Annotated in this window: 18 protein-coding genes; 12 read left to right on the top strand and 6 right to left on the bottom strand. The window is 60.7% G+C overall.

The window, feature by feature from the left end; translation table 11 throughout:
- Positions 1–29: 29 nt before the first annotated feature.
- The 3 genes from IV098_RS09760 to IV098_RS09770 all read right to left on the bottom strand — a co-directional run bounded on the left by IV098_RS09760 (position 30) and on the right by IV098_RS09770 (position 5,794).
- On the bottom strand, positions 30–2,711 hold the full coding sequence (locus IV098_RS09760) for a polysaccharide deacetylase family protein (RefSeq protein WP_296888586.1): 2,682 nt from the start codon (positions 2,709–2,711) through the stop codon (positions 30–32).
- Between the two features lie 325 nt (positions 2,712–3,036).
- Complete coding sequence (locus IV098_RS09765; RefSeq protein WP_296888588.1) at positions 3,037–4,215, bottom strand: diguanylate cyclase; 1,179 nt, start codon at positions 4,213–4,215, stop codon at positions 3,037–3,039.
- A 172-nt stretch (positions 4,216–4,387) separates the two neighbouring features.
- Entirely contained in the window at positions 4,388–5,794 is a 1,407-nt protein-coding gene (locus IV098_RS09770; protein ID WP_296888590.1) for a PLP-dependent aminotransferase family protein, read from the bottom strand.
- Positions 5,795–6,275: 481 nt separating this feature from the next.
- On the opposite strand from IV098_RS09770, the gene IV098_RS09775 reads away from it, so the two are divergent.
- The 7 genes from IV098_RS09775 (at position 6,276) to IV098_RS09805 (ending at position 13,653) form a co-directional block, all read left to right on the top strand.
- Positions 6,276–6,491, top strand: a complete 216-nt coding sequence (locus tag IV098_RS09775) for a hypothetical protein (protein WP_296888592.1) — start codon at positions 6,276–6,278, stop codon at positions 6,489–6,491.
- A gap of 217 nt (positions 6,492–6,708) precedes the next feature.
- Positions 6,709–7,398, top strand: coding sequence for a PEP-CTERM sorting domain-containing protein (locus tag IV098_RS09780; RefSeq protein ID WP_296888594.1), 690 nt, complete (start codon positions 6,709–6,711; stop codon positions 7,396–7,398).
- A 155-nt stretch (positions 7,399–7,553) separates the two neighbouring features.
- Positions 7,554–9,743: a phosphocholine-specific phospholipase C gene (locus tag IV098_RS09785; protein ID WP_296888595.1), complete on the top strand. Its 2,190-nt coding sequence runs from the start codon at positions 7,554–7,556 to the stop codon at positions 9,741–9,743.
- A 236-nt stretch (positions 9,744–9,979) separates the two neighbouring features.
- Positions 9,980–10,915, top strand: a complete 936-nt coding sequence (locus IV098_RS09790) for a phosphoribulokinase (RefSeq protein WP_296888597.1) — start codon at positions 9,980–9,982, stop codon at positions 10,913–10,915.
- A gap of 231 nt (positions 10,916–11,146) precedes the next feature.
- A complete protein-coding gene (locus IV098_RS09795) occupies positions 11,147–11,815 on the top strand; it encodes a hypothetical protein (RefSeq protein ID WP_296888598.1) in 669 nt (222 codons plus the stop codon).
- An 80-nt stretch (positions 11,816–11,895) separates the two neighbouring features.
- Positions 11,896–12,948 (top strand): hypothetical protein, encoded by a 1,053-nt coding sequence (locus IV098_RS09800; protein WP_296888600.1) that lies wholly within the window; start codon positions 11,896–11,898, stop codon positions 12,946–12,948.
- A gap of 120 nt (positions 12,949–13,068) precedes the next feature.
- Positions 13,069–13,653: a hypothetical protein gene (locus tag IV098_RS09805; RefSeq protein WP_296888601.1), complete on the top strand. Its 585-nt coding sequence runs from the start codon at positions 13,069–13,071 to the stop codon at positions 13,651–13,653.
- A 126-nt stretch (positions 13,654–13,779) separates the two neighbouring features.
- Here the strand turns inward: IV098_RS09805 and IV098_RS09810 are convergent, their stop codons facing one another.
- The 3 genes from IV098_RS09810 to IV098_RS09820 all read right to left on the bottom strand — a co-directional run bounded on the left by IV098_RS09810 (position 13,780) and on the right by IV098_RS09820 (position 15,852).
- Positions 13,780–14,025 carry a DUF3820 family protein gene (locus IV098_RS09810; RefSeq protein ID WP_296888603.1) on the bottom strand — a complete coding sequence of 82 codons (246 nt, stop codon included), beginning with the start codon at positions 14,023–14,025 and terminating at the stop codon, positions 13,780–13,782.
- Positions 14,026–14,041: 16 nt separating this feature from the next.
- Positions 14,042–14,959, bottom strand: coding sequence for a DMT family transporter (locus tag IV098_RS09815; RefSeq protein WP_296888605.1), 918 nt, complete (start codon positions 14,957–14,959; stop codon positions 14,042–14,044).
- Positions 14,960–15,288: 329 nt separating this feature from the next.
- The gene (locus IV098_RS09820; RefSeq protein WP_296888607.1) at positions 15,289–15,852 is read right to left on the bottom strand and encodes a YSC84-related protein; all 564 of its coding nucleotides are present in this window, start codon (positions 15,850–15,852) and stop codon (positions 15,289–15,291) included.
- 344 nt (positions 15,853–16,196) lie between these two features.
- Here IV098_RS09820 and IV098_RS09825 point away from each other — a divergent pair, with 344 nt between their 5' ends.
- The 5 genes from IV098_RS09825 to IV098_RS09845 form a co-directional block, all read left to right on the top strand.
- Positions 16,197–17,105: a GGDEF domain-containing protein gene (locus IV098_RS09825; RefSeq protein ID WP_296888609.1), complete on the top strand. Its 909-nt coding sequence runs from the start codon at positions 16,197–16,199 to the stop codon at positions 17,103–17,105.
- A 143-nt stretch (positions 17,106–17,248) separates the two neighbouring features.
- Positions 17,249–17,758: a DsrE family protein gene (locus IV098_RS09830; protein ID WP_296888611.1), complete on the top strand. Its 510-nt coding sequence runs from the start codon at positions 17,249–17,251 to the stop codon at positions 17,756–17,758.
- Positions 17,759–17,891: 133 nt separating this feature from the next.
- Positions 17,892–18,296, top strand: a complete 405-nt coding sequence (locus IV098_RS09835) for a YqaA family protein (RefSeq protein ID WP_296888639.1) — start codon at positions 17,892–17,894, stop codon at positions 18,294–18,296.
- 247 nt (positions 18,297–18,543) lie between these two features.
- The gene (locus IV098_RS09840) at positions 18,544–18,735 is read left to right on the top strand and encodes a Thivi_2564 family membrane protein (protein ID WP_296888613.1); all 192 of its coding nucleotides are present in this window, start codon (positions 18,544–18,546) and stop codon (positions 18,733–18,735) included.
- A 119-nt stretch (positions 18,736–18,854) separates the two neighbouring features.
- On the top strand, positions 18,855–19,720 hold an 866-nt coding region (locus IV098_RS09845; RefSeq protein ID WP_296888615.1), incomplete at its 3' end, for a hypothetical protein.

Here is a 19,720-nt window from a genome sequence, read left to right on the forward strand (position 1 = left end):
TAACGTGCTGACGTGCTTTGCCACACCCCTTATAGTTTCTCCAGCGCTTGCTTCACATATCCCGCCCCGCTCCCGTTCGGCGCGAGTTCAAGGTAGATCTGGTAGGCTTTTTTCGCTTTCTCGGCTTCCCCGCCCTTGGCGTGCGCGTCGCCGAGATTGCGATAGGCGATGGCGCGGGAGGGGTCCAGCTTGATGGCGTTTTCGAACCAGCGGGCGGCCTCCGGGTATTTCTCCTGTTTGTAGTAGACGAAGCCCAGGTTGTTGGCAGCCAGGGCGAAGTTCGGGCGCAGCTTGAGGGCCTCGGTGAACTGAGCTTCGGCGGCGGCGTACTGCTTTTCCTTGTAGTGCTGCAAGCCGCGGTCGTTGGCGCGCTGGGCGAGTTGGTTTCGGGAGATGGGCACCGCAGCCGGCGGCATGATCTTCTGCTCGCCGCCCTGGAGGTCTTTCACAATGACCGCCGGGATCTGTTTGCCGGGGGCGGGTGTCCGCGCCGCGTCCTGCTTGGTGTTGAGGGCAATGGCCTCGTTCGAGAGCTGGGCGGTCTGGGTGCCCAGGAATTCGTTTTCGGCCGGCAGCTCAAACACGAAATCGCCCCCTTCAGACCCCGGCAGGCTGCCGAAGGCCGGCGTCTGTGTGGACACGGCGGAGACCGCCGGGGCCACGTAGGCGGCCAGTTCGGTGGCGGTGATGAGGCCGTCGCCGTTGAGGTCGCCCTTGCCCGCCAGTGCTTGCAAGAAGGTCCAGGTAAACACCGAGTGGCCGTTGGGGCCGCCGTCCGATACGAGTTGGTCGGTGCCGCCGGCGGTGAGCATCTGGCGCCCGATGCGCTTGGCGTTGTCGGCCAGGAAGGTGCTTGAACCGCCGCCCCGGGTGAGGCCGAGGCCGCTGTAACAGGCATCCATGACGAACAGCACGTGCTTGGCGTCGAAGCTTTCGGCGATGTTCTGGATTTCCGTCATGGGAATGGCGTCGGAGGCGAACTGGGCGGGATCGGAATCGGCCGGGACGATGTAGCCCAGGTCGCGGCCTGAGCTCAAGTGGCGGGTGGCGCCGTGGCCGGCGAAGAAGACGAAGATGCGGTCGTTCTTGCCCACCCCGTGCGCAAGCTTGTCGTGGAACAAAGCGAGAATGGCGCTGCGGGTGGCCTCGCCGTTCTTGAGCGTGAACACATGGTCGGGTTTGAAGCCGAATTTTTCCACCAGGTCCTGACACACCGCCTGTGCATCCCGCACCGCGTACTGGAGTCTGGGCCATTTGGCATAGTCATCGACGCCCACCACGACGGCCCAGGATTCGCCGTAGCCGGTCTGGACGGCGGCCTTCGCAGCGGGTTTCGCACTGTCCTTGGCGACGGTGAAGGCGCTGCCGTCCCAGCCGGCGAAGCGGTAGCCCTCCGCCGTGAGACGGTCGAGAATCGCGGGCAGGGCCTTGACCGCGCGGTCGTGGATGTCGTGGAACAGGATGATGCCCCGCCCCTCGCGGTCCACTTCCCTCAGCACCCGCTCGGCGATGGACGCGGGCACCGGGTCGGCCCAGTCGAGGGAGTCTATGTTCCACATCACCGATTTCAGGTGCGCCGCTTCCAGCATGTGCAGGCCTTCGCCGTTGTGCGCCCCGTAGGGAAAGCGGAACAGGGATGAGCGGTCCGGGTTCACCGCCTTGAGCAGGGCATCGGTGTTGAATATTTCGGCTTTGAGGGCGTCGCCGCTTTCCCTGGAAAGCTGGGCGTGGGTGAAACTGTGGTTGCCCAGCACATAGCCATCGGCCATCAGCCTGCGGCTCACCTTGGCGCCGGGCCCGAGCTTGGGCGTGCCGTCCAGGTCCAACCTCCCCAGGTTGCGTCCGACATTGAAAAATACCGCGGGTGCGCCGTACTGCTTGAGTATGGCCGCGATCTCGTCGGTGTAGAGCCGGTGGGGGCCGTCGTCGAACGTGAAGACCACCGTTTTCCTTGGTAGGCCGCGCCCGAATATCTCGCCCGGCTCATCCTTCGCCGCGTCGCCGGCGGACGTTTCCATGGGGGCGGGGTAGGGCAGGACCATGCCGTAGTCCTTGAGGATCTGTTCGCGGGAGTACAGCTTTTTCAGGTGCGCCACGTAGTCGTCCCAGCGCTCGCGCTTGAGTTCGATGGCGCGCTGGTCGAAACGGCCGAAGATCTGACGGATTTCCTTCTCATAGTTGCGCTCGATTTCCGCCAGGGCGTCCAGGTCTTCCGAGATGCGCTTGTGCATCTTGATGGCGGGCAGCGTGGTGTCCCGCGCCACACTGGCCTGCAGCGACTGCAGCAGTTCACGGAAGGCGAGCCGGTCGGCGTCGTACAGTCCGGGTTCGGACTCGATGTAGTCGAGCAGCGCGCCCATGGCGTCGAAACGCATCGGGTTGGTCGAGCTGGCCAGCCCGTCCAGAGCTTCGTCCAGTTTGGCGAGGCGCGCCAGATTGTCGTGGAACAGGGCCTGCCCGGCCTGGTTGGCGGCCTCCCGCTCGCCCCTGGACAGGGTTGTTTCATCGGCCAACAGTACGATGATCTTGCGGTAGGAAGCGAGGACCTCGCCCAGGCCGGCACGCAGGGCCGAGGTATCCGGGCGATGGGATGGGGACGCCGCCGCGATGGAGCCGACTGAGGGAGTGGGGGGCGTGCGCTGGGTGAGAATGAAACCGCCGATCATGAGCGCGACGACGAGGGCGCCAGCAGCGATGCGTTTGAAAGGCACTGTCTACATCCTGGGCAAGACCGCCTTGGCGGCAACCGGCAGATTGTAATGGTCGCGTCATGCCCACGCCAAATCGGAAGGATACGAGGGCTTGCCTTTGGAAGAAACTTGGGAAACTTGGGAAACTTGGGAAACTTGGGAAACTTGGGAAACTTGGGGGGTCAGACACCATTGCCGCTAAAGGGCGCAGCTTCGGATCGTTTGCCCCGGCATTCCCTTTCACTCCCACGTCGGTCAATCTGATCAAAGGGGCCAGGGTGAATTGTTTTGCGCTCGGAAGCGCTGCTGGAAATTTTCGATCCTGGCCCCTTTGCTCTGACTTTGCTCACGCGACCACAACAGATGCCGTTTTCCGGGCGGCCACAATCTGGTTGCGTCCGCAGCGTTTGGCTTCATATAGCGCGATGTCGGATGTGCGGATCAGCTCGCCTGCCGAGGAGACGGAAGTAAGCTCGGACGAAGACACGCCGAAACTCAGGGTGACATGGCTGGCCACGGGCGATGCTTCGTGGGGAAAATTCAAGGCCAGGATCCGCTCGCGTATCTGCTCGGCTACGGCTATCGCGCCGCTCAAATCAGTCTGCGGCAACAGGAACGCAAACTCTTCGCCGCCGATTCGGGCCACCACATCGCCAGGGCGGGACAGCGCGTGGTGCATGGCCTGCGCAACTTCCACCAGGCACAGGTCGCCGGCCGGGTGCCCATAGTGGTCGTTGTATTCCTTGAAGTGATCGATATCGGCCATGATGAGTGAAAACGGCGCATGGTCGCGTTTCGCTCTTGCCCACTCTTTGCCGAGTTCTTCCTCGAACAGCCGTCTGTTCGGGATGCCGGTGAGACTGTCCAGACGGACCAGATATTCCAGCGCCTGCTCCACCTCGATTACTGAGAACAGCTCGCGGCGCAGTTTTTCCGAGTCGCGAAACAGGCGCTGGACCTGGGCGGAGGTGGCGAGCATGGCGAGACCGAAGATGACCATCATCAGGCCCATGACGAGATGGATCTGATCGCCCACCCACATCATTTGGATGCTGATGGGTACCACGACCGGAATGGCGAAGCACCAATAGGCGTGGCTCACGGGCGACAGCAGCGGAACGGCGCCGGCCATCATTCCCCCCAGTACAAAAGCGAGAACGACCTGGTGCGGGAAGGAACTGGGATGAAACAGGAGAATGCCGGACAGCCCCCACACCACCCCGGCAGCGCATGCGCCTGCCAGGAAATACTTGGTCCACATAGCAAGATCGGACTCGCTCCTGGGGGCGGCGTTTCTAAACGCCCGCAAGCTGAGGAATCGCGCCCCCGTGACGGCGATGAGCAAGACTGACCAGGTGAGCAGGACGGGCGTGGGCACGGCGTTCCACAGAACCGCGGCAAGAATGAGTCCGATTGCCAGGTTGACGATCAGCGATATGGGGAGCTGACGAAAGCTCTGCGCAATCTGCGGCACAAGGATGCCCGAATCCTGGGAATCTGCAGATTGTCGGACAGGGTTATCCAAGGGCGATCTTCCTTGACGAGGTTTCCGGACGCATTTCGCCTGCGCACAAGCGTCTGTCCAATATAGGCCAAGCTGCGCGGATCACGTATCGGGCATACGCAAACTTCGGGGTCAGGTCTTGCATTGACGTATTGCATTGCAAGACCTGACCCCAAATTTCTCTGCGTTCCGGCTAGGCGCACCGGGCCAGTTTGCCGAGGGCTTCCAGCGCCTGTTCCACCCGCGTATCCCAGGGCAGGGCGGCCACCAGCCGCATGCAGTTGCGATAGCGGCCCTGCGGCGAGAAGAGGTTGCCCGGGGTGAAGCTGATACCTTGCCGCAGCGCCTTGTCGTGGAGTGCGAGCGTATCGATTTGCTCCGGCAGTTCGACCCAGAGCACGAAGCCGCCGTCGGGGCGCGATGTCCGGGTACCGGCCGGAAAATGCCGTGCGATATGTGCCTGCATGCGTGCCAGATTGTCGGCGTAGGTGCGGCGCACCTTGTTCAGGTGGCGTTCGTAGCGACCGTCCGCCAGATAGTGGGCCACGGCGAGCTGCGGCAGGGTGGCGCTGGATAGGGTGCTGACGTATTTCAGATGCTCGACGGCCTTGCGCCAGCGTCCCGGCACGATCCAGCCGACGCGGTATCCGGGGGCGATGGTCTTGGAGAACGAGGCGCAGAGCAGGACGTTGTCCGCGTGATCGTAGGCTTTGGCCGGACGGGGCCGCTGGCGTCCATGCGCGAGTTCGCCGTAGATGTCGTCCTCGATGAGCGGAATGCCGCGCGCGGCAAGCATCTTCACCAGCCGGGTCTTGTTGGCGTCGGGCATGAGGCTGCCGGTGGGGTTGCTGAAATTGCTCACGACGGCCACGGCCTTGACCGGCCAGCGTTCCAATGCCAGCGCCAGGGCGTCGAGGCTGATGCCTTCGACCGGGTCGCTGGGGATTTCCAGCGCCTGCATGCCCAGGGACTCGATCGCCTGGAGGGTGCCGAAGAAGGCGGGGGTCTCGATGGCGATGATGTCGCCGGCTTTGGCAACGGCGCGCAGGGCGAGGTTCAGGGCTTCCTGGCAACCATCGGTGATGACCACGTCGTCCGGGCCGAAGGCGCAGCCGCGTTCGGCGGCGCGTTGCGCGATACGTATCCGCAGGGGTTCTTCTCCGGGGGGGAAGCTGTAGCGGCTGGCGACGTCGTTGCTGTCGCGCAGGCACCGGTTGAACGCGGCGCGCAGGTCGCCCAGCGGAAGATAGTTGGGGTGGGGGGTTGCCGCACCCAGAGAAACGAGGTCGGGCCGAAGCGTGTTGCGGCACAGGCGCAGGGCGACCTCGGTGACGCTGACCGTGCAGGGGCCTTCGGCACTGTCGTTGCCTTTTGCGGGGGGCAGCGAGGATTCGGGGTGGCGTGCAAAGAATCCGGATTGCGGCCGGGCTTCCAGCCAGCCGCGGCTTTCCAGCAGCCGGTAGGCCGATACGGCCGTGTTCTGGCTGACCCGGTGCTGTTCTGACAGCCTTCTGACGGAGGGCAGGCGGTCACCGGGCTGGTATACGCCCTGGCGGATGGCGTTCTTCACGTGCGTCGCGAGGTTTTCGTACAAGTTCATTGCAGCCTCCTGTGTGGCCAGTGTAGGGCCAATGCCATGCCCGGATGCAGTACACGCGATGCCGATTCCGATGGATACAGTTGGGCTCCGTGTGCAACTGTAGCCTAATAAAATCGGTTTTTCTGCATCTGTATCGAGGTGCCGCGCCTGCCTAGTATTCCGGACATGGATTGCAACACACGACATGAAGGCAGTGCGGATGTCCGGCAGCTTGTGTGCCGGGCAGACGCTTTGCGCAGGCGCTATATACGGCGGGTTGTATGCAGAATCCTGCGGCGCCTGTACGTTGCCATGGCCTGCCGGCGGGCCGAGTCGGAACTCGGCGCGTTGAGCGACCGGGCACTGCATGATCTGGGCGTGGATCGGGGCGGCATCATGTACGCGGTCCGCTATGGCCGAAGGGAACGCCGGGTGCGCGCACTGCGTCGGCTGCTGATTTCGGCACGGCAATTAGGAACGTACATCTGGAATCGGAGGACACGTGATCACGAAAGCACAAGCCGACAGATTCTGGAAGGACGGGATCGAAGCCCGGAACAGCCATGACCTGGACAGGATACTGTCGCACTGCAGCGAGGACTTCGTGATGTCTTCCCCGCATAACGCCGTGATCGCGGGCGAGCCGGGCGGCGTGCTCAAGGGAAAACGCGCGAGTGTCCGGGAAACCCGGGTTAGCTCAGTAAGAGGCAAGACCTGAGCCCGTGACCCGACCACGAATTGAGTTAAAAACAAATAGCCCGAATAGCTCAGTTTCATCGACTCATTATTTCTTAACCGCGTCATTTTGGGTGTCTAACATACCGCCCGTCGCATCCAGCCGCCGCGCTGGATCGATATAGCCCGGCCCCACGCCACCGTGCGCTGGCTCGCCGGGCAGCACACCCAACCCTAACTATTAAAAGTGAGAAATATTCATGAAGTCGATTCTTCTTCGCAGCCTCGTGGCCCTGGCTGTCTCCACGATTGCCTTTGGCGCGCAGGCCGCCAGCTACAACACCAACCTGATCGTCAACGGCGACGCCGAGAGCGGTGTCACCGGCTGGACTCCGCTCGACGAGCTCACCCCCTTGTTCATGGCCGTCGAGTACGGCAACAACTGGGTGATGCCTAGCCAACCCGGCCCGGCCGATCGCGGCGCGATGATGTTCGCCGGCACATCCGGCTTCGGCTATTCCGCGGGTTACCAGATCCTGGATCTGAGCGCTAATGCCGCCGCCATCGCCACTGGCACCCAGGGCTTCCAGTTGACCGGCTGGCTGGGTGGCTGGACGAACCAGGGCGACAACGCGATGCTGCTGGTCAGCTTCCTGGACAGCAACGGCGCTGAATTGAGCGTTGCCCAGCTGGGCCCGGTCCTGCCCGCCGATCGCGACAACTTGACCGGCCTGTACTACCGCGCAAGCAGCGGTTTCCTGCCCACCGCCACCACCCAGGTGATGTTCAAGCTGGACATGGAGCGTCTGGTCAGCACCGACAACGACGGCTACGCCGACAACCTGTCCTTCGTGCTGACCCCGGTGCCGGAACCCGAGACTTACGCGCTGATGCTGGCCGGTCTGGGTCTGGTGGGTTTCGCTGCCCGCCGTTCCCGCGCCGCTCGCTAAGCTAAGTCAGGACTGAGCACAGGAGGCGACCCCAGGCCGCCTCCCCGCTTGCACCCTGCGCGGTGCGACACGTGTCATCCCGCCGGAATGACGGAACCGGACATGCCCAGCATCCCCCGATTCCCATTCCGGCGTTCCATTCTTAAGGACAACCCATGAGCAATATAAACCGTCGCGAATTTCTGCGCGCTCTGGCCTCGAGCGCCGGCGCGGCAACTGCCCTTTCCATGCTTCCCCTGTCGATCCAGCGCGCCCTGGCCATCGAGCCCAACATGCGCACCGGCACGATCCAGGACGTGGAGCACATCGTCATCCTGACCCAGGAAAACCGTTCCTTCGACCACTACTTCGGCACGCTGCCCGGTGTACGCGGATTCGCCGATCCGTTCCCGATCCCCGTGGCCAACTCGACCGGCATCACCGGCAAGAACGTCTGGGTGCAGCCCAACCAGTCGGTCAGGACCGCGGGCCAGCCAGTGGCCCCGTTCCACCTCAACACGGTTCAGCATTTCGAATACATGCGCGTCGAAGGCACGCCCCATTCCTGGACCGATGCCCAGAACGCCTGGAACAACGGCCGCATGAACGCCTGGCCCAGGGCCAAGAACAACCATTCCATGGGCTATTTCACCGCCGAGGACATGCCCTTCCAGTTCGCCCTGGCCAACGCCTTCACGATCTGCGATGCCTACCATTGCTCGTTCCAGGGCGGCACCAACACCAACCGCCTGTTCCTGTGGACCGGCAGCAACGATCCGCTGGCCCTGGGCAACGGCCCGGCCACCTACAACGATTACGACTGGTTCGATGCCAACCCCGGCAACGACGGCGGCTACAGCTGGACGACCTACCCGGAGCGGCTCGAAGCCGCGGGCATCACCTGGCAGGTTTACGAAAACATGGAGGATAACTTCACCGACAACAGCCTGGCCGGTTTCCATAATTTCCGCGACGCCTGGTTCCAGCGCCCCGGCTATTCCGAGGCCCTGCGCCAGCGCGGCATCAGCACACGGGACCTGGACATGCTCAAGGCGGACGTGCTGGCCGGCACGTTGCCGCAGGTGTCATGGATCGTCGCCACCGCCGATGGCTCCGAGCATCCCGGACCGTCCAGCCCGGCCCAGGGCGCCGACTATACTTCGCGGGTGCTGGATGCCCTGACCGCCAACCCCGAGGTGTGGAGCAAGACCGTCCTGCTCATCAATTTCGACGAGAACGACGGTTTCTTCGACCACATGCCGCCGCCGGCCGCGCCGTCCTACACCAGCTGGAACGACGATCCGGCTCTGGCCGTCACGGCCGGTGCCTCCACCGTCGACACCAGCGGCGAGTATCACGAACACCTGGTCAGCTACCACAACACCGCCACCGAGCAGAGCCTGCTGCACCGCACCTATGGCCTGGGCCCGCGCGTGCCCATGTACGTGGTGTCGCCCTGGAGCAAGGGCGGCTGGGTCAACTCCGAGGTGTTCGACCACGTTTCGGTGATCCGCTTCATCGAGGCCCGATTCGGCGTCATGGAACCCAACATCAGCGCCTGGCGTCGCGCCGTGTGCGGTGACCTGACCTCCGCCTTCAACTTCTCCGACCCCAACGACACCGAGTTCTTCAGCAAGCTGCCCCCGACGTTCGCCCTGGCCAAGAAGGCGCGCGAGCTGCCGGCACACACCACGCCGCCCACCCCGACGACCATCACCTTGCCGGAGCAGGCCGCCGGGATTCGCCCCGCGCGCGCGCTGCCCTACGCTCTGCATGTGGCCAGCCAGATCAAATCCGCCACCCAGGTGAAGCTGGCGTTCGACAACACCGGGAATGCGACGGCGGTGTTCCATGTCTATGACCGTCTCAACCTGACGGCCATCCCGCGCCGCTACACGGTAGAGCCCGGCAAACAGCTCACCGATGCCTGGAATGCCGCCGCCACCGGCGCTTATGACCTGTGGGTACTGGGGCCGAACGGCTTCCACCGCCATTTCACCGGCAACGCCAAGCGCGCGATCCTGGCGACCCAGCCCAATCCGGATGTCGAGGTGACCTACGATGCCGTCAATGGGATGTTGGATATCAAGCTGATCAACACCGGCAGCAGTGCGTGCGTGTTCAGCGTGACCGCCAACAAGTATTTCCCGGCGACACCGGCCTACCATACCGTCAAGGCACATGCTGAACACAGCCTGTCCCTGGCGCTGGAGGCGAGCGCGTATTGGTATGACTTCTCGGTCAAGGTGCGGGGGCAGGCCGATTTCAGCCGCCGCCTGGCCGGCCACCTGGAAACGGGCGAACACTCCTTCAGCGACCCGGCGATGGCGGGCGTAGCGATCGCGGATCAATACCGCCTTGCCTGATCCATAGTCACCCACGGCTAGTTTTAGGGCGCGGCGCGATAGCCGCGCCCTTTTTTTTAGCCTCTCGATTGATCGCGGTAACAATAGGGCAGTAATCCAGGGACTGGGCTCGAATGGACGCTACGCGCTTGACGGGTCCCAGGTCGCGCGATGTTCGGACTCTGTTCTTCGCAGGATGCGCCGGGTTACACTTTCTGCTCCGCGGCCTTCCGGCCAATCTGGGGAAATAAGCAACCATGTCCCAACAGCATCCCATCATCGCGGTCACCGGATCGTCCGGTTCCGGCCTGTCCACGATACGCCACGCATTCAAGTTCATTTTCGAGCGCCTGAACATCAAACCCGCGATCGTTCATGGCGACGGTTTCCGGCGTTATTCCGACCGGCAGTTCGCCGCCTTGCTGGAGGAATCGCGGGGCAGCGGCAGCAAGGTTTCCTGGTTCGGGCCCGAGTGCAATCATTTCCCGGAGCTGGAATCGTTTTTCAGGACCTATGGCGAATGCGGCAGCGGGGTGGTTCGCCAGTATGCGCACACGGCCGAACACGGCGAGGCATTGGGGGTGCAACCTGGCGAGTTCACGCCCTGGTCACCGCTGCAGCCGGGCAGTGATCTCTTGTTCTACGAGGGGCAGCACGGCGGCCTGGTGGCCAACACCTGGACGCGTCGTAAAGCCTCGTGCCAATTTCCGCCGGAAATAGACCGGCGCGCGGGACGCCAGGGCATCGACGTGGCCCAGCATGTGGACCTGCTGATCGGCGTAGCGCCTGCCATCAACCTGGAGTGGATACAGAAGATCCACCGCGACTGCAAAAAGGGCACGTGCACACCCGAAGAATCGGTGGAAACCATCCTGCGCCGCATGGACGACTACATCCATTACATCGTTCCCCAATTCGGCCTGACCGATATCAATATCCAGCGCATGCCGCTGGTGGATACCTCCGATCCGTTCATTGCGCGCGACGTGCCGCTGGCCGACGAATCGCTGTGCGTCATCCACTTCCGCGACCGCGAGCGCCATGATTTCCCCGATTTTCTCGAGCGCATTCCCGGCGCCTACATGTCGCGCCCGACCACGATGGTGGTGCCCAACAATAACCTGCGCCTGGCCCTCGGCGTGATTTGTGCTCCGATTCTGGCCAAATTCATGGAGGCGCGCAGCGGTTCATGAATCAAAGGGATCGGGCTCGAAATATTGCACCTACCCACTTTTGATCACTTCGGTTCTTTCCAATGAACACATCCCATGCTTGGAAGTTTTGAGTGGAACTGGCTTGGCAGACTGTGGGCTGGTGTGGGCAGCATCGAGTTGGTGCTTTTGCTACCTGATCGTCAAATGGAAATCCAGTTAAGGCTCAACTAAGGGGCCGGGCTCGAAAAATTTCCGCTCAAAGGAGAAGTGATGTTTCGGATGTTGTTAGGTAGCGTTCTATTTGCAGCCGTCGGTTTAGCCCATTCTGCAGGATCCGAAATGGTTCAGGATCCTGGTTTTAAGCTGGGAGGGAGATCCGCTGTCGAGTTGTCGGCTGACTGGTGGAAGTGGGCTATGTCCAGCCCAGCAGAAATCAATCCAGTTCGCGATATGTCGGGCGCACAGTGTGGTACGGGGCAAAAGGGGGCGGTATGGTTTCTCGCTGGCGGCTTCGGGTCATCCAAGATCAAGCGGAGCTGCACGATTCCGGCAGGTAAACACATATTCTTTCCCGTGATCAATATGGCCTACTGGCCACGCGAGGAAAACAATGGCTTTACGTGTGACCAGGCCATGAAAAACGCAGCCATGAACAATGACACGGCTCTCGACTTGTTCGTTGAATTGGATGGCGCAGCTGTAACAGAGCCAAAAAAATATAGAGCCAGAACCCGCAAATGCTTTGATATTTTTGAACGGGTTCCCAAAAGCCAGATGCCTTTTAATGCCTATCCGTCTGCGTCCGATGGATATTGGATTCTGCTTAAGCCTTTAAAGCCGGGCAAACACCTGCTCAAGTTTGGAGGGCGATACAACACCACAAGCACCGACTACGGGCGCATGGTGCAAGATATTGAGTATGAAATATCGGTCAATTAATAACTGCCTGGGTTAGTTCAGCTTCGTACAGACCACGGGGTTAACCTGCCATCGAACCCATGACCGGATAGAAATCAGCGATGCTGAAATTCCTGCAGTCGCTTTTGAGCGGTGACCCGTCAAGGCCTTCATCCGGGGCGCGATCCGAGCCCATCCCCGAGCTCCCCTTGAGGGTGGAGGTTCCGGGGGCACAAGGGCTGCCGCTTGAACCCCTGATCCGGCGTGTTAACGGGTTCCCGCATTTCGATTGGGATGCGGTGTATCAGTGGATCGATACATTGCCTGATGACAAGCAAGCTGCTGCCTGGGGTGGGTGCGAGCAGGCCTGGCTCGCTCACTTGCGGGATTCGCTGGGCGGCGATTATTCGCTGAGTGAAGCAGGCGATGCCGTGTTGCTGTCATCCCTGGAGCCGAATGTGGCGAAGGCAACGCTTGAATTCATGACCAGGACGGAAAGCCGGATCGTTCGTTTGCTCGATGGCGTGGCGCGAATATCTGACTGGGGAATGAATATTCTGGTTGTTTTCGACGATGGCGATGCGTATTACCGCTACGTGTCGCACTTCTACCCTGAGTCAGGCGAGTTTGCGATGAGCGGCGGCATGTACATTCATGCGGGGTGCGGTCATTTCGTAACGGTGAAAGCCGATCTTCGTGCGATTGAGCCGGTGATCGTTCACGAGCTGGTACATGGTCTGGTGAGCCACCTGCCCATTCCGGCCTGGCTCAATGAGGGGCTTGCAGTTAACACGGAGCATCGTTTGAGCCCTTCAGGATCGCCCCTGTTCTCCCCGCAAGAGATGCACGCCAAGCATCAGGGTTTTTGGGGTGCCGATGAAATACAGGAATTCTGGTCGGGCAAGTCCTTCCTTCGTCCGGACGACGGCAACATGCTTTCGTATGACCTGGCGCGCATTCTTGTTGATCAACTAAGCGATGATTGGCCGCGTTTTGCCGCTTTCGTGAATGAGGCGAATTTGGCAGACGCCGGCGCCGAAGCCGCGACGCAGCACTTCGCTATGGATTTGGGCGAGGCGGCCAGTGCTTTGCTGGAAAAGGAGCCCGATGGCGCCTGGCGTCCAGCCCCAACGAAATGGATTGAAGCGCCTGAGAGAGGGGCTTTCTCTGGCTAAAGGGGGCAGTTCAAGCTGGCCCCCTTTGCTTTTTCCTTGTTCGATGAGGCTAAAGCAGGACGGCATCAATAAAACAAGAAACCGGTAGACTCGCCGGCCATGACAAAGGGGAGGGATGTAATGCGTAACATCAAGGCAGGCCGTTTGGTCAGGGGCAGTTCATCCGTCAAGTTCGCGATCCTGCTCATGCTGCTGGCCGGATTGGGGATCGCGGTGGATTACCGCATGAGCATTCCCGGTTCGAGCGTGGTCGACAGGCTGTACGCCAGGCCGGTCGTGCTGGATACGGATGCGCTGAGCGGGGATAGCCAACTCAGCATCAAGCAGGCTTATCACTATCTCCACCACACCTGTGCAGCTGAACACGGCATCCTTGGCGATTCCGTCTGCTGGGCAACCATTTCAGAATTCAACGGCATCGATGCGCGCCTGATCGCCTTCTTCTTTCGCAACGACCGTCTATCGGCCGTACGGGTTGCCTTCCCTGCTGAGAGCCATCCAAAAGTGCTTGCGCTGATGCAAAAGCGATTCGGCCCAGAGCGTCGGTTTGGGCAGCGTACCGATGCGTTCGGCAACAAGATTGTCGGCTGGATGCGGCCCTCCGGAGCCATTGCCATCAATGACAGCGTAGAAGGCGACGAGGAACCGTTTGTGTTGTGGACGTCGACTGACGCGATATTGATGAGGCTGCTCGGAAAACCATAACAACTAAAAACCAAAGAAAATTAAACGCGACCATCATTGCTTTCAGTTTCATTTGACCAGTCGGTGCGCGACAGGGCTGCAAAGGCCGACGACCAGCCTGATGGGGGGCGCGCCATCCGTCTGAAATCACGCTTGATCGGAGCGCCCGGGATGATTGCCTGATCGCTGCCTGAGTGGGGTGAGGATGTCCGCCAGGCCGTTGTGATCGATTTCCTGCATCAGGGCCAGCAAGCGGCCAATTTCACCCGGAGGGAATCCTTTGCGCGCGAACCAGTTGAGGTAATTGCCGGGCAGGTCCGCAATGATGCGGCCCTTGTGCATGCCAAATGGCATCTCCCGGGTGACGAGCAACTCCAGGTCCTTTGGACTCATGACTGAACTGCCCCCTTCATCCTCGTTTTGCCAATTGATGTGTGGCGCCCAGAACAGCGCCGATGGTCACCAGCACGACGCCGGCAATGGTCACGGCATCGAGAGATTCCTTCAACAAGGGCACGGCTGCCACGGCCGAGATGCCAGGAACCATGGCCAGCATGAGGGTTGCGCGCTGTGGCCCGATGTTGTGGATGGCGTAGGCGAACAGCAGGCCGGCAATCGAGGCAGCCAGGATGCCTTGATAAACGCCTTGCAACAGAATGAAGGACAGGGGAACGGTAGTGATGGCCTTGGGCAGGAACAGCAGATAAACGGGCGTGTAGCAAACCATTGAAATCACGGCGATACCGATCGTGGCGTCGAGTGGCGGGACATGCCAATGCTTGAGCAACAAGCCAAAGCAGGCGTAGCTGACTGCGGCAAGGAGAAAGAACACATCCCCTACCCATTGATGGGCGGGTGCCCCGGAAAGTTGACCAAAGCTGTGGAGGCCAATCAGCACGATCCCCAAACCTGCGACCAGCAGGGCGAATTCAGTCCGGATTCCTGGGCGATGCCCGAGTATGAGCCAGGCGATCAACGCACTCGCAAAGGGAATGCCGCCATTGACCAGAATGCCCGCATGGGCGGCCGGCGCAAGGGAAAAGCCCGAGTAGACCAATAAGGCGTAACCCATGCCACCAAACGCGGCCAGCACGGCAAGCCGCGGCCACTCGAGGTGGCGCCATCGGGTCAACACAAACGGAAGACAGACGATTCCCGAGACGACAAACCGTATGGCTGCCATGTCATAGGGGGTAAGTGGGCTGCGTCCGCCCAGCCGGGAAACGATGTTGAACCCGGACCAGACCACGATCACTGCAGCTGCAGCCGCAAAGCCTTTGAGCAGGTGGGAACGGTGATCCGGAATGGGTAGGGCTGCATCTGTCATGCGATGGGCTTCTAGGGTAAGCGGTGCTACTCACATTACCACTGACAGCCAATCCATCGGGTCGTGAACCAATAACTAAAAGGGCCAGTTCCGGGTTGCTTTTGAGTAAACGGTTTCAACCGAACAAGAGTGGGAAGACCACGGTTTCGCATGACCGGGCGCGACTTCGGACTTCGGGGTCAGGGCTTGCAGTCACACATTTCAATCGATGCAAGTCGAAATGGGAATGCTGCAATGCAAGACCTGCCTCCGACGTTTGTGACTCCATGGCTTGCGAGCTTGTGACAACGGGAAGCTCGAGCCTCAGTGCTTGATGTCACGGGCCAGACTCAGTTCAAGTCGTCGTCCTTGTAGTACTTGGTTCCCTTGACGGTCACTTCGGCGGCGAGCCCCTTGTCCGTCAACTGATACAGCCAGACGCCCGGCGACACCGCTGCCGCACCTTGATAGGAGACGCCTTGGTCCCCGGTCGTGGCGGCCGCCGTTGCCTGGGCACCGGCTACCCAGCCTGAGTTGATGAAATCGTTCAAGGCCTTGGTGTTGTCGAATACGAATACCAGCCGGAATTTCTTCACGCCGAGGCCGAGGCCGGCCTGCACCTCAACCATTTTCATGAACACTTCTTTCTTGGTCTTGTTGTTGATCGCCACGCCGGACCCGCTGCCGCCTCCGGCAAAGAAGATCTTCATGCCGAAGTTGCTGAATACCGCGTAGCCGGCGCTGGACGAGACCGCCTTGCGGGCAGACGGCTGGGCCTGGTAAAGCGCCTTCAGGATGGTCTGGGTGGTCTGTCTGATCTCGGCACGGGCCTCTTCTGGATTGCTCTTGGCGAAGGCGGGCTGGCCAGTCAGCAGCAACATGCTCATGACAAATGGTGCGATCAGATTTTTCATGCTTCCTCCATTGAAACGATGGACAAAAAATGCGCAGTGAATACCTTGCATTCATTGCACTTCCCCAAGATTAGGCAATTTTTGCCAGATGGCTATTGCGCGGCCATCCGCGTTGCCTGCAGGAACCACGGGATCCGTTAAGGGGGCCGGCTGAACGGATTTTGTCTGACCGCGATGGGCGCGTGGGCCCTGCGCGCGGCAAGGGCTTGCATGTCCCCATCCGGCCGCCTGCTGACCCGGGGCGTGGGCGGATGTTACATTGCAGGATGTTTCCCTTCGCGCCCGTTGCCGTTTGGCGCTGTGTCAGCGCGCGTTGGGATGAGGCAACAGGGAGGCTTCTGGAATTGAGAGACGAACAAGCTGATCCGGATATGCTCCGGCGGATTCAGAATGCGATTGATATGCTGCCCAGTCCGATCTTCATCAAGGATGCGGACTGCCGGTACTTGGCCTGCAACCGCGCATTTGAGCAATATATTGGCCTGCCGCGCGCCAGGATTATTGGTGCTTCCGTGCATGACGTTGCCCCTGCCGAGCTGGCCGCCATCTACGAGAAGGCCGATCGCGATCTGATCGCCGACGGCGGCACGCAAACCTACGAAACCAGCGTGCGCTACGCCGACGGAAGCCACCGCGATGTCATCTTCTACAAGTCGGTGTTCCACAGTGCGGAAGGCAATCCCGATGGCATTTCGGGGGTGATCCTCGACATTACCGAGCGCAAGCGTCTGGAAAATGAACTCTCCAAGGCGGCCAGGGAAGACTTTCTGACCGGTGCGGTCAATCTGCGTACTTTTTACGAGCTGGCCAATCAGGAGTTCTCGCGCTTCAAGCGCACGGGCGAGGCGTTTTCCCTGCTTGTGCTGGACCTCGATCATTTCAAGCGCATCAACGACACGCTCGGCCACGAGGCGGGGGATGACGCGCTGCGACAGTTCGTTCAAATAGTCCGGGCCAATCTTCGCGAGCAGGATATTTTTGCCCGAACGGGCGGCGATGAATTCAGGCTGCTGTTGCCCGGCACGGCACAGTCCGGAGCGCTCTTGCTGGCCGAGCGAATTCGCGATGAGGTGAATCGGGTGAATCTTTGCGCGCCGAACGGCAGCGCCATTCTGTCCATGAGCGCCGGGCTATGCAGAAGCCTGCCGGATGACACGGGCATAGACGATATCGTCCGCCGGGCCGATGTCGCGCTTTATCAGGCGAAGGCGGCGGGCCGTAACGCGGTCAAGGCGCATCCTTGCGAGGCGTAGCTGCCGGGTTGGCTGTTGGAATGCCGGCAGCCGCGCCGGTGGTGCGCAGCGGTGCACCGTGCGAGTTGCGGGCACTCCGGGCAGTGTCTGGCAGGGTCGAATAAGCAGAATCGTTTTTACTCCTCACCAAAACGGAGGTTCTCATGCACGTTCGTTCCGATTTAGCCCTGCTTCGCGCCTGTCTCGGCATGCTTCTGATGTTGGGCACGTTTGCTGCCCTGCTGCCGCAACCGGTGCACGCCGCCGGAGCCAAGGTTGTCTACCATGCCGACTTCGGCGATCCGCGCCGCTTCAGCGCCATGCTCACCAGCATCAACAACATGGTGATGCACTACAACAACGCGTTCACTGATTACGACGTCCGCATCGTCTTCCTCTCGCACGGCATACGCTTCGTCACCGACGACCCGCTGCGCAACACGCCATTTGCCGAGGACAAGGCGCTGAAGGCGCAGCGTGACAACCTGCGCGGACGCTTGATGACGCTGGCGACACTTCACAATGTGAAGCTGGAGTTGTGCGACATCACGCGCACCCAGCTCGGCCTCGACAAAGGCAGGCTTTACGCGCCGGTCACCTTCGTTCCCTCCGGTGTCGTGCGCATCGCCCAACTGCAGAACGAGGAAGGATTCGCCTATATCAAGGTGGAGTAAGTAGGGGAAACAACCGGACGCACAGACACCCGCAGATGCGGGGTCTCGTAACGACGGGGCAGGTCTTGCATTTACGAATTGCATTGCAAAATCGGCACCCGGATTTTCAAATTTTGAGTAAGCCTTGCAACGCATGGATTGGACGCTATTCGGTTCGGCACTGCTGTCGTCCACCCTGTTCCCCGGCGGTTCCGAAGCGTTGCTGCTTTATCGGCTGCACCAGGGGGCCGATCCGCTAGCCAGCGTGTTGACCGCTACCGCCGGCAACGTGCTCGGCAGTCTGATCACCTACGGCATGGGACGGTTTGGTCGCAAGGCGGTGCAGCGCCGCAGCGAAAAAACCGACCAGCACATCGCGCGCGCCGAACGCTGGTTCAATCGCTTTGGCCGCCCCAGCCTGCTGCTGGCCTGGCTGCCGGTGGTGGGCGATCCTCTGTGTCTGGTCGCCGGTATGCTGCGCGTGAGCGTGACCAGTTTTCTGATTCTGGTGACGCTGGGCAAGCTGGCGCGTTATGCCGCGCTAACCGGGTTCATTTAACCAGGCTGAAGGCAGCAAGCCTTATCTGGGGTCTGCATAACGACGGGGTCAGATCTGGCATTAACAAATACGCATGGTCCGCACAGGTGTCTGCCGCTGCGGCAGTTGCCTGGCTATGTTCGCTGTCGAACAGAAGGGCCGATCGTAATTGCCTATTATGAAATGAGTACTCAAGGAGAATCAGCATGCTCGACTATTCGATCCGGCCGCTGCCCTTGATGATTGATAACCCCACCGGAGAATCCGTATGCCCCTGATTAACTTGGTCGTCGTCTTGATTGTGGTTGGCGTGCTGCTTTGGCTCGTTAACACCTATATCCCCATGGACTCAAAGATCAAACAGATCCTGAATATCGTCGTCGTCATTGTTGTCGTTATATGGTTACTACAAGTGTTCGGCGTGATCGGTTCACTGGGCAACATTCGCGTTGGCGGCTGACACATCATCAGGGTGGTTGGCGTCACCATCAACTGAAATCATGCCATCCAGATAAATGGGGCCATGCCCGATAGTTGGGCCATGGCCAGAGATTAAGTGAAGGGCAGAAAGAGCAGAAAATGAAAAAACGCTACCTGATCATTGCGATATCGATGACCCTTGTCCAGGGTTGCTATACCGCTCCTCCCTACCAACCATCCAGCCATGTCTCGGTCGGTATCCATTATTCGACGTACCCGGATCTTGTCCTGATACCGGGCTATCCCGTCTACTACGCCCCCCGGGTGGATTCGAATTACTTCTTTTACGACGGCCTCTACTGGGTGTTCCAGGGCGATAACTGGTATGCGAGCAGCTGGTACGACGGGCCGTGGGACAGGGTGGATTATTACGACGTGCCGGTTTATGTGCTGCGCGTACCGGTTCGCTACTACCGCCAGCCTCCGCCGTATTTCCGCGGCTGGCGTGCCGACGCGCCGCCACGTTGGGGGGATCACTGGGGTCGCGACTGGGAACAGCGTCGAAGCGGGTGGGACCGTTGGGACAGCGGCTCCGCCCCAGCTCCCGCACCGTTGCCGGCCTATCAGCGGAATTATCCCGGTGACCGCTATCCTCGCGCAGTAGAGCAGCAGCATACGATACGGTCCGAGCAGTACCGCTACCAGCCGCGTGAGGCTGTGACGCAGCAGTATTTCAAACCGCATGTGCAGCAGGACCAGCAGCGCCAGCAAGATCAGCAACGTCAGCTAGAGCAGCAACGCCAGCAGGACCAGCAGCGCCAGCAAGAGCAACAGCGCCAGAAAGAGCAGCAACGCCAGCAAGAGCAGCAGCGCCAGCAAGAGCAGCAGCGCCAGCAAGAGCAACAGCGCCAGAAAGAGCAGCAACGCCAGCAAGAGCAACAGCGCCAGAAGGAGCAGCAACGCCAGCTAGATCAACAGCGTCAGAAAGAGCAGCAACGCCAGCTAGATCAACAGCGTCAGAAAGA

It is taken from the genome of Thiobacillus sp., from assembly GCF_018780105.1.
Taxonomy (GTDB): domain Bacteria; phylum Pseudomonadota; class Gammaproteobacteria; order Burkholderiales; family Thiobacillaceae; genus Thiobacillus.